The following is a 13246-nucleotide window of genomic DNA, read 5'->3' as shown; positions in this document are numbered from 1 at the left end:
GCTGCGGAAATGTGTCCAAACAAAGCAATGACCCGCGGCTCAGTTGTCCCCGTTGCGGCGTTAACGGTAGTATGGTCGTACTGTTTATTCCGCACCGCCATCGGAGGGAGTTCCGCGCCGTGAACCGCGATTTCGCATCATCGCTCATCCAGCTCAACAATACGTTCTATCGCGAGCACTCCGCTTCCTTTTCCGATACGCGCCAAGCCCCGTGGCCCGGCTGGGTGCGCACCATGGACATCGCGCTTGAGCAGCTCGATGTGGCCACGATCGAGCATCCCGTCCGCGTCTTCGACCTTGCCTGCGGCAATATGCGATTCGAGAACTTTGCCGCCGGCGGGGCACTTGCCGCCAAGGGCGTCGACGGCGCAAACCCCTCGGCAGATGCCAGCTGCCCGTTTGAGTTCTATGGTGTCGACTCGTGCCAAGATCTGGCAATAGACGCCCACGGCCACGCCCTGCGCATTCCCAACCTGCACTTCCAGGAACTCGATGTGCTCGACGCCCTCATGAAGCTCAACCCCGCCGAGACGCCCGATGTGCTTTTCGATGCCCCGCTCGCCGACATCTCGGTCTGCTTTGGCTTTATGCACCACGTGCCGTCGTGCGAGTACCGCGTACGCGTGCTCGACGCCCTGGTACGCCAGACGTGCCCGGGCGGCATCATCGCCATCAGCTTTTGGGAGTTTATGAACGACGAGCGCATGGCGCGCAAGGCCGTTCGAGCCGAAGCCCGCGCCGAGCTCACCCCGCCGTTTGAGGGTTACGATTCCGCGCAGTTTGAAGCCGGCGACCACCTCATTGGCTGGCAAAACGACCGCCACGCCTACCGCTATTGTCATCACTTTGACGATCAGCAAATCACCGACCTGGTGCGCGGCGTCCGTACGTTCTACAAGAGCGGCGAGGTCCCCGTGCGCGAGCTTGAGCGTTTCCATGCCGACGGTCGCAGCGGCGAGCTCAACCGCTATGTGATTCTCAAGCGCCTGTAGGTATCGGCGACTCGCCGCCGAGCCGCACCGCATCTTTCGGGCAAACCATGCCCACCCTTTTTCAACCCATTGACGGAGCGTGCAGCTATACGTTCCATACTTATAACCAAGGAGCCTCATGGGAGCCGTCCACGTTCGCACACCTAAGAACTTTGTGCTCGAGGAGCGCCTGGAGCGCTACGCCAATGCGATTGAGACGAACCCCGAGTCTTATGCCGGGAATTGGCGCGAAGCCTGCGCGCCAGCCGGCGGCGCACCCTTCACCCGCCTTCATCTGGATCTGGGCTGCGGCAAAGGCACCTATCTGGTTGAGCAAGCTCGCCGCGAGCCAAACACGCTCTTTATCGGCATGGACCAGGAGCCCATCTGCATCGCCTATGCCGCACAGAAAATCTGCGAGCAGGGGCTGTCCAACGCACTCGTCCTGCCCCGAGGTGCCGCATCGCTGCCGCAGCTATTTGCCGCAGGCGAGCTCGATGCCATCACCATCAACTTTCCCACGCCGCAGCCCAAGGCCAAGTACGCCAAAAAGCGACTCGTCCATGTCGACCACCTAATGCTGTACCGTCCGCTCTTTTCAGCCGGTGCCACCGTCACACTGCGAACCGACAGTAAGCCATTGCGCGACTACGCCTTGGGGCAGTTTGCCGCGGCCGGCTACGATACACTTTGGGTAAGTGACGACGTTCGCCGCGACCATCCCGAGCATCCCGAGACCGAGTACGAGTGCCGCACGCGCGAAATGGGTGCCGTCGTCTATGGCATTTGCGCCACACCCGGCGCGCAGCCCACCGACGAACAGCTCACAGCGGGTCGCATGCAGGAGCAAAGTCTTGCCTGCTACCTGCCCGATAACCTCGATGAGCTCACCTATGTGCCTCTGGGCATGGAAGAAGCCGTCGAGAACTTTAGAAACCGCGCCCGCAAGGGCAAGAAGCGCTTACCGCAGGAGTCCTAGGGGCTTCTGATGGTCGCGGCATCGGCAGACAAGCGCAAATAAGCGCCAGCGAACGATCCTCAGACCTAAGTGAGTAGACTTTTTAGCAATAGCCAAGCACAACCCGCATAGCGAAAACTAAAACCGCAGGTAGAGCCCTTGCGCAAAAGCCATGTGCTCGCGATATTGCAAAAAGTCTACTCACTTAGCTGGCAACTGCACCAAACGGCTGGGCAGAACGCCCATTTCCTGCATTTTCTCGCGCGCTGGCACCCCGCGCCGCCGCTACGCCATAATAGTTGGCGGACAATCGCGAGAGAAAGCAAACACATGGCACAGACCACGACAGATACCGCCGCCAGCACCGTCTCCGGCGCCGGCGCCGCCAGCTCATTCTCGGGCGGCACGGGAGCCGAGGCAGAGTTCGGTTCGCTCGGCGCGCTCTCCCCCACCTGGTGGGAGCCCGAGGACGGCAGCGAGCCCGAACCATGGCTCACGCCCGATCAAGCCTTCGAACGCTTCTTTGAATGGACGAGCAATCGCGGCATTGAGCTGTGGGATCACCAGGAAGAAGCCCTCATGGATCTGGCTGCCGGCGATCACGTCATTTTAGGCACACCGACCGGATCGGGTAAATCTCTCGTCGCGCTGGGCATGCTCTTTATGGGCATGGCGCAGGGCAAACGTTGCTATTACACGGCCCCCATCAAGGCCCTGGTCAGCGAAAAGTTTTTCGACCTGGTGCAGGTGCTCGGCCGCGATAACGTAGGCATGATCACCGGCGACACGCATATCAACACCAAGGCGCCCGTCATCTGCTGCACGGCAGAGATCCTTGCCAACGATGCACTGCGTGAGGGCGAGGACGCCGACGTGGGCTGCGTGGCCATGGACGAGTTCCACTACTTTGCCGACCCCGATCGCGGCTGGGCCTGGCAGGTGCCGCTGCTCACCCTGCCCCACACGCAATTCATGCTCATGAGCGCCACGCTCGGCGATGTCACCGCGATCGCCGCCTCGCTCGAGGAACACACCGGCGCTACCTGCGACTTGGTCGTCGATGCCCCACGCCCCGTGCCGCTGAGCTACGACTACGTGACGACCTCGCTTGAGGGCACCGTCGAGCTCGCAATGCGCCGCGGCGAGGCCCCGCTCTACATCGTGCACTTTAGCCAGGACGCCGCACTTGCGACGGCGCAATCCCTCGCCAACTTTGGTATTGCCAGCAAGGAGCAGCGCGAGGCCATCAAGGAGGCGGCCAAGGGCACGAGCTTCTCGACGGCCTTCGGCAAGATCCTCAAGCGCTTGCTCGGCTGCGGCGTCGGCGTGCACCATGCTGGCATGTTGCCGCGCTATCGCCTGCTGGTCGAGCGCTTGGCGCAGCAGGGCCTGCTGCCCGTCATCTGCGGTACCGATACGCTCGGCGTCGGCATCAACGTACCCATCCATACCGTGGTGCTCACCGCGCTCACCAAGTTCGACGGCTACAAGATGCGTCGCCTGCGCGCCCGTGAGTTTCATCAGATCGCTGGTCGCGCCGGTCGCTCGGGCTTCGATACCGAGGGCATGGTGATCGCCGAGGCACCCGAGCACGAGATCGAGAATGCCAAGCTTATGGCCAAGGCGGGCGACGATCCCAAAAAGCTCCGCAAGATTAAAAAGAAGAAGGCCCCCGAGGGCTTTGTCACCTGGAACAAGCAGACCTTTGAGCGCCTGTTCGAGACGCAGCCCGAGACGCTCAAGCCGCGCCTTCGCATCACACACTCCATGGTGATTAGCGTGGTCGAGCAGGGCGGTGACGCTCGCGCCCGCGTGCACGACCTCATCGAGACAAGCCTGCAGACCCCCGAAGAAAAGGCCAAGCTCGAGGTTCGCGCCGACGAAATCTTCGCCACGCTCATCGACTCCGGCGTCGTCGTGCGCACCGAGGTACCGCCCGCACCCGACGCTCCGGCTGATGCCGCGCCGGACATCGACTACGCGCTGACGGTCGACCTGCCCGAGGACTTTGCGCTCGACCAGCCGCTCTCGCCCTTTTTGCTTGCCGCGTTGGAGCTGCTCGATCCCGAGAGCGAGACCTATACCATGGACCTCATCAGTATGGTCGAGGCCACGCTCGAGGACCCCAAACAGGTGCTCCGCGCCCAGGAGCGTGCCGCGCGCGACCGCGCCATGGCCGAGATGAAGGCCGACGGCGTCGAATACGAGGAGCGCCTGGAGCGCATTCAGGACGTCACGTACGAAAAGCCGCTCGAGGACCTGCTCGATGCCGCCTTTGACAAGTACTGCCAGGAAGTGCCCTGGGCAAACGACTACCAGCTCTCCCCCAAGAGCGTCCTGCGCGATATGTTGGAAAGCGCGAGCGATTTTAAGGGCTACATTCAAAAGCTCGGCATCGCCCGCTCCGAGGGCATTTTGCTGCGCTACCTGGCAGAGGCTTACCGTTCTCTCGACCGCACCGTACCCATCGAGAAGCGCGACGAGCGCCTGCGCGACATTATCTCGTGGCTGGGCTTTGTGGTGCGCTCGGTCGACTCGAGCCTGGTGGACGAGTGGGAGAACGCCGGCAACCCGGCAGCCCTCGATGCCGCGCCGCCACAGGGCATCGACGAGGTCGTGGCGGACCGCCGCGGCTGCACGCTGCTGGTGCGCAATGCGCTCTTCCGCCGCGTGACCCTTGCCGCCCGCGAGCACGTTCGCGACCTGGGCGAACTCGACGACGACTGGGGCATGAGCGAGATTCGCTGGCAAAAGGCGCTCGATGCCTACCATGAGCAGCACGAGGAAATCCTCACCGACGGAGATGCCCGCAGCGCCGCGATGTTCTCCATCGATGAGTCCGACGAGAAGACCGCGCACGTATGGCACGTGCACCAGATCTTTGCCGACGAGGATGGCGACCACGACTTTGGCATCATGGGCGATGTCGATCTGGACGCCACGCAAGACGGCGGCGAGGTCATCTTCAAAAACTACCGCGTCGGCTTTATCGAGGACCTGCTCGAGGACTAGCCGAACATACTGGAACGAAACAAAGCGGGGCCGTTGGCAATATCGCCAGCGGCCCCGCTTTTGCACTATCTGCTATGCCTTACTCGGCATCTTCGACCTCATACGAATCTGCCTCGGCGGGCTCATCGTTTGTCTCTGGCGCAGCCCCGCGCGCCTCGTCAAACGCCGCCTTCATGGTCTTGTTGCCCCATGTGAGCTTGCGAATGGTAAGATCGTCGGCTTTCTTGTTGGCTAGGCGCAGATTGTTCTCGGAGGACAGCAACGCCTCCTTGGTTTTCTGCAGATGGCTAATCGTCTTGTCGATCTCATCAATCGCCGTTTGGAACTTGCGGCTCGCGATCTCGTAGTTGCGACCGAAATCATTCTTGAACTTTTCCATCTTGGCTTCGAAGTTCGTGACGTCGATATTCTGCTGTTTGTACTCCGCCAGCTCCTGCTTATAGCGCAGCGAACCCATGGCGGCGTTGCGAAGAAGCGTAATCATGGGAATGAAAAACTGTGGGCGAATCACGTACATCTTCTCGTAGCGATAGCTCACGTCGACTATCCCTGCGTTATAGAGCTCGCTCTCGGGCTCGAGTAGCGTGCAGAGCACCGCGTACTCACAGCCTTTTTGGCGGCGATCGTGGTCGAGTTTCTTAAAGAAGTCCTCGTTTTTATGCTTGGTCGTGGTCTCGTCGTTCTCGTTTTTCATCTCGAACATAATCGAAATGACCTCGTTACCGCTCGCGTCGCACTCGCGGAAGATAAAGTCGCCCTTGGTACCCTCGGACGCATCGTTATCTTTCTCGAAGTACGCGTTGGGAAACGCCGTCATGCGCAGACGGTTGAACTCGGTCTCGCAGTGCTGCTCGAGCGACTCGCCCACCATCTTGGTGGACAGGCGGACCTTCATGTCCTTAAGGCGCTCAATCTCTTCATCCTTGTAGCGAATCAGGTCATCGCTCGCGCGCTTGGCCTGCGCAAGCTCGAGCTCGTGTGCCGCCTTGGCTTGCTCCTCGCGAGAATCGCGCACCGCCAGCTCGCTCGTCAGCTTGGCACGTGCCTCATCGCGCTCTCGCTCCGCCGCGGCGACCGCCTCTGACAGGTTCATTTTTGCCATCAGTTCCTGCTCGCGCAACTGGGCACGCAGACCCTCGGCCTCTTGCTCGGACTGTGCCTTTGCGGCAGAAAACTTCTCTTGCACCTTCACGCGATAGTCAGCAAGCGCGCGCTCGGCCTCGCTGCGAGCGGCATCGAGCTCACGCTGCGACTCGGCCGCAGCGGCGGCAAGCGCCATCTCCTGGGCCTTGTCCGCCGCGGCAAGTCTGGCCTGCAGCTCAGCAATCTGAGCATCACGTGCAGCTAAATCGTTTTGAGCAGCATTGCGTGCCGCCGCCTCGGCAAGCCTGGCTTCATCATCTTTGCGCTCCAACTGCGCACGTAAATTGTCGATCTCGCGCTGAAGCTCGGCATTCTCCTTTTGAGCATCGGAACGGGCCTCAACCGCCGCGCGCTGACTTGCACTCTCGCGCTCTGCGGCAGCGCCTTCGAGCTTGGCGCGCAGCTCGGCAAGCTCAGCGTCGCGCTTGGCAACCTCTTGCGCCAGCTGCTGAGCTGCAGCATTCTTCTGCTCGACAAGCTGAGCGTCGCGCTGAGACTCTGCCTTTTGCAAAGCAGCCGTCGAGCGCGAGCGCTCAAGCTCCAGTGCCTGCTCGCCCTCGCGCTGGACCGCCTTCACGCGCTCATCCAGGTCGCGCGAGAACTCGGCATCGCGCACCTGCTTGACGATATCCGCATAACCGGACGCATCGACCTTAAAAACTTCTCCGCAATGCGGGCACTTGATCTCGTTCATGGCAGCTCCTCGATGGACGCAAATTTCAACCGCCTACACTCTACCGCGCCGCACGGACAAAAAAGACGCCGCCGCCATAATGGCAACGGCGCCAGAACCACCACAAAGGTGCCTGCCCCCTTTGTGGTGGCTCTGGCGCCCTATAACCCAAAGAAGCTAAGAATCTGGTCACGGCTTACGGGCTTGTACTCGTTGGCATCGAGACCGACATCGTAGCGAAAGATAGGGCGCTCGCGATCGCGGTTGCGTGCATTGGTACGGTCTCCCCTGCTGTGGATGTGCCCGTGCAGCATGATGGCGCCGCGCGCCTTGCCATTCCAGCTGAGCATGGGGTAATGGCTCAACACCAGGCGATGGCCCTTGGCATAGCCGGGAGCAATCTCCAGGTAATCGCGCACGTCTTCCCAAATCTGCGGTACGTCGGGATCTTCCCAGTCGCCGTCATGGTTACCACGGATGAGCGTCACGTTCTGACATTCGATACGCTCGCGCAGGCGCATCGCCTCCGCCAGGGGCAAACGATAGGTAAAGTCTCCCAAGATATAGAGACGGTCGTCCGCCGCCACGCACTCATTGACGGCATCGATGACCTTGCGGTTCATCTCCTCGACCGAATCAAACGGCCGATCCATATCGTGCAAGATATTCGTATCGCCCAGGTGCAGGTCGGCGGTAAACCACATCATCGTCTCTGTCCTCATTTCGCAACGTGTTCAACTCGTGCTAAGTATACAGACGCAGCGATGCAGCGGTTATCCAAAGAGCCCGCCGAACAGTCCGCGGCGGCGCTTGTCTTGCTTTTTCGAAGCGTCGCCCTGGGCGTTCTTGTCCTGCCGCTTCTTCCGGTCCTGCTCCAGCTCATCATCGTCGATCAGCATATCCCACTCAAACGGGTCGTCCGTCAGATCGAACAGGTCATCGTCATCAAACATGACCGCCTCCATTGCCGATTAGCGAGCATCCACCACATAGAGACCAACGCGCACCTGATGCCACGGGCTGCGCTCGGGAGCAACCTGTTGCACGCGAGCCTCAAATACGTCCTCGTGGCCGTAATACATCATCAAGGACAGCGGGCCGACCTCGTTTCCCGGAACATACCCAAGCTTGGTGTTGCCGTAGTAGATCGCAACCGCCTCGGGATCATGGGGGTTATCGCGCTCGGCACACAGCGTCAGTTTAACGCCCGCTTTAAGATCGCCCAAGACCAAGGCGCCATCGGCATACTGAAATCCTGCAATATGAAACGACAAAAGAACACGTGAAGGCTCGTACATGGCAACTCCTCTAACGACCGAATAAACCGGCACTTAACCTTACTGAGAAGCTTACGGGCCCGTGCGGACAAAATTTCACCCGCTCGCACCTTTCGCCCATTTGCCGCAACGCTTGCGAGACAGAGCGCTTGCAGATAAGATAGAGGCACGGATGGCACCCGTTGCAGCGGGTCTTGCCAACTCCAGTGCACGTTTACATCGTGAGAAGTGGCCGTCTTCGCTTACGCGGGGGCGGCTATTTCATTCGGCCGATAAACAGGCCGAGTTCGATAGCCGCGATTAACAACGCCAGTAACGAAATAACATCGCTTACGTTCATACCAATTCCCTTCTAAAGGGAGTTGGCCCATCCGTACCCCATAGCAGTAGTCTAACGTAAATGGCAGGTAATAGGAACATTTGTTCGTATTACCTGCCATTTTCTAATGCACGAATATGCGCACGAACTTGTGCTTCCAGCTCTCATAAGGGGCGTAGCGGAACGGCACGTCCAGCCACGTTGCCTTGTTCACGATGCTCTTCTTGTGGCTAAACGTATCGAAGCTCTCGCGGCCATGGTACTGGCCCATACCGCTCGCACCCATGCCGCCGAAGCCCATATGACTCGTAGCCAAGTGCATGATCGTGTCGTTAACGCAGCCGCCGCCAAAGGGCACGTAGCGCACAAAGCGCTCCTGAACTGCGCGATCCTGGCTAAAGATATACAGGGCCAGCGGCGTCGGACGATCTGCAATAAACGCCTCGGCCTCATCCAGGCTCTCAAACGTCAGCACCGGCAAGATGGGACCGAAAATCTCTTCCTGCATCACGGCGTCCTCAGGCGCCACGCCGTCTAGGATCGTCGGCTCAATCTTGAGCGACGACTCGCGCGCCGTGCCTCCCAGCACAACCTTGTCGGGGTCGATCAGCCCGCGCACGCGCGCAAAATGCTTGGCGTTGACGATATGACCGTAATCCTCGTTGTCGAGCGGATGCTCGCCAAACATGCGACGGGTCTCCTCCCTGATGAGGCCCAACAGCTCATCGTGTACGCGCGTATCGACCAGCAGGTAGTCGGGCGCCACGCAGGTCTGCCCCACGTTGAGCCATTTACCAAAGGCGATGCGCCGTGCCGCGACTTTTAAGTTTGCCGTGGCATCCACAATGCAGGGGCTCTTTCCGCCCAGCTCAAGCGTCACGGGCGTCAGGTTTTTACTTGCGCGCTCCATGACGAACTTGCCGACCGGAACGCTACCGGTAAAGAAAATCTTGTCCCAGCTCTCGTCGAGCAGCGCCTCATTCTCGGCACGGCCGCCTTCGACGACCGTCACCAGGCGCGGATCAAATGCTTCCTCGCAAATCTGCCTGAGCACCGCGCTCGATGCCGGAGCATAGGCACTCGGCTTGATGACCACGGTATTGCCCGCGGCAAGGGCGCCGGCAAGCGGCTCGAGCGTTAGCAAAAACGGGTAGTTCCAGGGCGCCATAATGAGCGTGACGCCATAGGGCACGGCTTGCGTTTTGCACACACTCACGGCGTTGGCGAGGTCACACGGACGCAGGCGCGGACGGCTCCATCGAGCCACATGCGCAATCTGATGACGAATCTCGGAAAGCGAGGTGCCGATCTCACACATATAGACCTCGTCATGCGACTTTCCCAAATCGGTCTTGAGCGCATGGGCAATATCGGTCTCGTGTGCCCGCACCGCCTCGCGCAGGCGCACGAGGGCGCGACGTCGAGCATCGACATCAAACGTGGCGCGCGTCTTAAAGTAGGCGCGCTGTTCGCCGACAATGCGCGCGATTTCCTCGGTGTTCATGGGCCCTCCTAGTTCTCATCCTCAAACATACCACCCGCGACGACCTCGTACATACGCTCGAGCTCCAAACGGTCCATCAAAAGTGGAACGGGGTATAGCGGATTGGCCTCGGCATCGGCATGGGCCGCCATTTGCGGAATATCGGAGCGGCGAATGCCCGTCACATATTTGGGAATGCCCAAGGCGGCATTCATGCGGTCGACCCAATCGATAAAGGCCTCGGCCGCAAGACTGTCCTGCGCGTTAGCCGGCGCGATACCGGCCATGCGAGCAAGATCGGCAAGCTTGGGGGCGGCGGCGTCACCATAAGCGCGAAGCATGTGCGGCAGGATGATCGCGTTGGCCAAACCGTGCGGAATTCCGTATCGGCCGCCCAGACTGTGCGCGATGGCATGCACGTATCCGACATAGGAGCGGGTAAATGCAACACCCGCTTTATACGCCGCCGAAAGCATATTGCGACGAGCGCGCATGTCGTCGCCATGCTCATAAGCCTCGGGCAAATTGTCGTGGATGAGCTGGACCGCCTGACGCGCCATCTTGCGCGTGTAGGGCGTGGTGCTACGGCCGATAAAGGCCTCGACGGCATGCGTCAGGGCATCCATGCCCGTCTGCCCCGTAATGGAGGCGGGCAGGCCGCGTGTAAACTCGGGGTCGTGCACCGCAAAGCGCGGGATAAGCACAAAGTCGTTAATGGGGTACTTGTAGTGCGTCTCGTCATCGGTGATAACCGCCGCGAGTGTGACTTCGCTTCCCGTACCGGCGGTAGTGGGAACCGCAATAAGCAGCGGCAGGAGACGGTGGACGCGCAACAGGCCACGCATCTTGTTGATGGGCTTATTTGGCTGTGCGATGCGTGCGCCCACACCCTTGGCGCAGTCCATGGCCGAACCGCCACCAAAGCCGATAATGGCCTGGCAGGCGCTCTCGCGATACAGGGACGCCGCTTCCTCCACGTTTGAGACCGTGGGATTCGCACGCGTTTCGGCATAGACCGTAACGCCAATCCCCTGAGCCGTAAGCGCACGCTCGAGTGATGCCGTGAGTCCCAAACGAGCAATACCAGGGTCTGTCACGATAAGGACCTTCTGGATCGAGCGCTTTTGAAGCACTGCGGGCACATCCTCGGCATGCTCCAAAATGCGCGGCTCGGTATAGGGCAGGATCGGCAATGCGATGCGAAAAACCGTCTGATATGTTCGGCACCAGGCGCGGCGGGCTAGATGCATAAAGGAAACTCCTTCATTTGTTGATAGGTCAACATTTGTTCGACCGATTGTACTCATCGGCGTCCGCATATGGCTTGCAAATCGTTAATCAATCAACATCTTCACATGCCGAAAATTGTTTTATTAAAAATCATTCCTAATAGGCTTCACATTCGGTCGCATTTATGGATAATAGAACTCGTCAAGACGCACGTCCGGAGAGGGCCCTTACGGGACCGGACGAGCGCACCATCGCCATCGATCGAAAGGATCGAATTATGAAGTTTGTTTGCCCCGTTTGCGGTTATGTGGAAGAGTTCGACGGCGACCAGCTGCCCGAGGATTTCAAGTGCCCCCAGTGCGGCGTTCCCGGCTCTCGCTTCCTGAAGCAGGAGGAGGGTCAGCTCGAGTGGGCTGCCGAGCACGTCGTGGGCGTCGCCAAGATGGAGGGCGTCTCCGAGGACATCGTTGCTGACCTGCGCGCCAACTTTGAGGGCGAGTGCTCTGAGGTCGGTATGTACCTGGCCATGGCTCGCGTCGCTCATCGCGAGGGCTATCCCGAGATCGGCCTGTACTGGGAGAAGGCTGCCCACGAGGAGGCCGAGCACGCCGCCAAGTTCGCCGAGCTCCTGGGCGAGGTCGTGACCGACTCCACCAAGAAGAACCTCGAGATGCGCGTTGAGGCCGAGAACGGCGCCACCGCCGGCAAGACCGATCTCGCCAAGCGCGCCAAGGCCGCTGGTCTCGATGCCATCCACGACACCGTGCACGAGATGGCTCGCGACGAGGCTCGCCACGGCAAGGCTTTCGCCGGCCTGCTCAAGCGCTACTTTGGCTAAGCCAACCGCTTGAGACATAACCTCTAGCTCGATGAGGCCCGGACCGTATTGGTTCGGGCCTTTTTCGTGCCTCACGAACTTGTTAACGCCCTGAAATAGGACCGCCTTCGGCATCGGCTTCTCGTCAAAAACTAAGTGAGTAGACTTTTTTGAACTTGCCGAGCAGGCCATCCGTATCACTTTATAAAGCCGCAGGTAAATGCCTTGTTACAAAACGGCCTGGTCACCAAAGTGCCAAAAGCCTACTCACTTAGAACCGCAGCCGTCCACGATCGAGCTGTTTTGTGTCTAACGGGCATCTTTCCGTCAATTACTCCCAATTTTGTCCAGTCAACGAATAGTTCAGACCGGAGTAATGTCTCAGCCCTTTGCTCATCTGAGCTTTTATCACGATATTCAGCATCGAGCATCCTGCATATGGCCTTAACGATCGCATGGAATCTATCCTTATCGGATATCTGCCCATGTGTCAGGAGAAGCACATCGTAGCCCATGGCCTGAAGAGCCGTCATGCGGTCAGCGTCACGCAAGCCATCCCCTGCGCGTCCGTGCGAGGCCTTTCCCTGACATTCAATGGCCACCTGTTGCCTGCCGTCCGGCGAAGACAGAAGTAGGTCGATATATACACGGGACTTTCCCACAATCGCTCGAGCACTTGTGCTTAGCGTCACTTCGACATTGAGCTCTATGCCACAAAACCCTTCGCCTCCCAGGGCTCGCGGCAGTCCAAGCAACAAATACGCCTCGACCTCAAAGGGCGATGCGGCGCCCAGCGGAACGAAACGCGACACCGCCATAAATCGCTTGCCGTACCGCATCCCGTAAACATCTGAACAAAAGCGGTCAAGGTCTCCGCCCAAAACCAAAGCGTCTCGACGCCATAAATTTGAGGCGGTGCCGTCCTCGGACGGGCAGCGCACCCAACCGAACGTTGTCGAAATCGCGCCCGAATCAATTGCACGCGAAAGCTCCGCCTCGAGTGCCGCCGGCAGGGCACACACCGCAAACAAACCGCACATCTCCGCCAATACGAAAAGAAGCTGGAGATCCGTCAGATGTCGCGACATGATGAATGCCGTCATCAGAGGAGACGTAACCAAAAACCCATGCTCCGTTTCTAGCACGGATTCCCTGGGGAGCTCACCGAGAAACAGCCGCTGCCTCATGCCGGCAGGGCAAGTCCGCTTGTTTCTCGTTCGAACCAACGTATACAACGGAAAGCCGAGCGCAACCTTAGCCGTCGGGTTACGGACAAGGTCATATCGCTGCCGGTCTTCTTCCGGTCGTGGAAGCGGCGGACACAAAGCAAGGACTTGAGGGGGCAAGCGCCAGTACCTAAAAG

General features: G+C 59.6%; 11 protein-coding genes. 4 read left to right on the top strand and 7 right to left on the bottom strand.

Going from position 1 to position 13246, the window contains the following annotated elements; all coding sequences use genetic code 11:
* The first annotated feature begins 119 nt into the window (after nt 1–119).
* The 3 genes from DW796_RS02815 (at nt 120) to DW796_RS02805 (ending at nt 4941) form a co-directional block, all read left to right on the top strand.
* A complete protein-coding gene (locus tag DW796_RS02815; RefSeq protein ID WP_147351007.1) occupies nt 120–992 on the top strand; it encodes a hypothetical protein in 873 nt (290 codons plus the stop codon).
* Nucleotides 993–1110: 118 nt separating this feature from the next.
* The gene (locus DW796_RS02810) at nt 1111–1950 is read left to right on the top strand and encodes a tRNA (guanosine(46)-N(7))-methyltransferase TrmB (protein ID WP_118094216.1); all 840 of its coding nucleotides are present in this window, start codon (nt 1111–1113) and stop codon (nt 1948–1950) included.
* A gap of 309 nt (nt 1951–2259) precedes the next feature.
* A complete protein-coding gene (locus DW796_RS02805; RefSeq protein WP_118094215.1) occupies nt 2260–4941 on the top strand; it encodes an RNA helicase in 2682 nt (893 codons plus the stop codon).
* A gap of 79 nt (nt 4942–5020) precedes the next feature.
* On the opposite strand, the gene DW796_RS02800 is transcribed toward DW796_RS02805, so the two are convergent.
* The 6 genes from DW796_RS02800 to DW796_RS02775 form a co-directional block, all read right to left on the bottom strand.
* On the bottom strand, nt 5021–6778 hold the full coding sequence (locus DW796_RS02800) for a DUF2130 domain-containing protein (protein ID WP_118094214.1): 1758 nt from the start codon (nt 6776–6778) through the stop codon (nt 5021–5023).
* 140 nt (nt 6779–6918) lie between these two features.
* The gene (locus DW796_RS02795) at nt 6919–7464 is read right to left on the bottom strand and encodes a metallophosphoesterase (protein ID WP_233502598.1); all 546 of its coding nucleotides are present in this window, start codon (nt 7462–7464) and stop codon (nt 6919–6921) included.
* Between the two features lie 66 nt (nt 7465–7530).
* Nucleotides 7531–7710: a hypothetical protein gene (locus DW796_RS02790; RefSeq protein ID WP_117655200.1), complete on the bottom strand. Its 180-nt coding sequence runs from the start codon at nt 7708–7710 to the stop codon at nt 7531–7533.
* Between the two features lie 18 nt (nt 7711–7728).
* Nucleotides 7729–8055, bottom strand: a complete 327-nt coding sequence (locus DW796_RS02785; RefSeq protein ID WP_117776063.1) for an HIRAN domain-containing protein — start codon at nt 8053–8055, stop codon at nt 7729–7731.
* 422 nt (nt 8056–8477) lie between these two features.
* A complete protein-coding gene (locus DW796_RS02780; RefSeq protein ID WP_118094213.1) occupies nt 8478–9857 on the bottom strand; it encodes an aldehyde dehydrogenase in 1380 nt (459 codons plus the stop codon).
* Between the two features lie 8 nt (nt 9858–9865).
* Nucleotides 9866–11086: an iron-containing alcohol dehydrogenase gene (locus DW796_RS02775; RefSeq protein ID WP_118094212.1), complete on the bottom strand. Its 1221-nt coding sequence runs from the start codon at nt 11084–11086 to the stop codon at nt 9866–9868.
* A gap of 254 nt (nt 11087–11340) precedes the next feature.
* Between DW796_RS02775 and DW796_RS02770 the strand changes: the two genes are divergently transcribed.
* Entirely contained in the window at nt 11341–11904 is a 564-nt protein-coding gene (locus DW796_RS02770; protein WP_070097113.1) for a ferritin family protein, read from the top strand.
* A gap of 242 nt (nt 11905–12146) precedes the next feature.
* Here the strand turns inward: DW796_RS02770 and DW796_RS02765 are convergent, their stop codons facing one another.
* On the bottom strand, nt 12147–13028 hold the full coding sequence (locus DW796_RS02765; protein WP_158567676.1) for a hypothetical protein: 882 nt from the start codon (nt 13026–13028) through the stop codon (nt 12147–12149).
* Between the last annotated feature and the right edge of the window lie 218 nt (nt 13029–13246).

The sequence above is a fragment of the Collinsella sp. AM31-2AC genome (assembly GCF_003469285.1).
In the GTDB taxonomy this organism is placed as follows: Bacteria; Actinomycetota; Coriobacteriia; order Coriobacteriales; family Coriobacteriaceae; genus Collinsella; species Collinsella aerofaciens_AT.
Note: the sequence above shows the minus strand (reverse complement) of the source record. Positions and strands in the feature narration are given on the sequence as shown.

Bases quoted from the DNA above. Each gene is read 5' to 3' on its own strand.
- DW796_RS02810 (WP_118094216.1), top strand. From the start codon at position 1,111: ATGGGAGCCGTCCACGTTCGCACACCTAAGAACTTTGTGCTCGAGGAG.
- DW796_RS02805 (WP_118094215.1), top strand. From the start codon at position 2,260: ATGGCACAGACCACGACAGATACCGCCGCCAGCACCGTCTCCGGCGCC.
- DW796_RS02800 (WP_118094214.1), bottom strand. From the start codon at position 6,778: ATGAACGAGATCAAGTGCCCGCATTGCGGAGAAGTTTTTAAGGTCGAT.
- DW796_RS02795 (WP_233502598.1), bottom strand. From the start codon at position 7,464: ATGATGTGGTTTACCGCCGACCTGCACCTGGGCGATACGAATATCTTG.
- DW796_RS02790 (WP_117655200.1), bottom strand. From the start codon at position 7,710: ATGTTTGATGACGATGACCTGTTCGATCTGACGGACGACCCGTTTGAG.
- DW796_RS02785 (WP_117776063.1), bottom strand. From the start codon at position 8,055: ATGTACGAGCCTTCACGTGTTCTTTTGTCGTTTCATATTGCAGGATTT.
- DW796_RS02780 (WP_118094213.1), bottom strand. From the start codon at position 9,857: ATGAACACCGAGGAAATCGCGCGCATTGTCGGCGAACAGCGCGCCTAC.
- DW796_RS02775 (WP_118094212.1), bottom strand. From the start codon at position 11,086: ATGCATCTAGCCCGCCGCGCCTGGTGCCGAACATATCAGACGGTTTTT.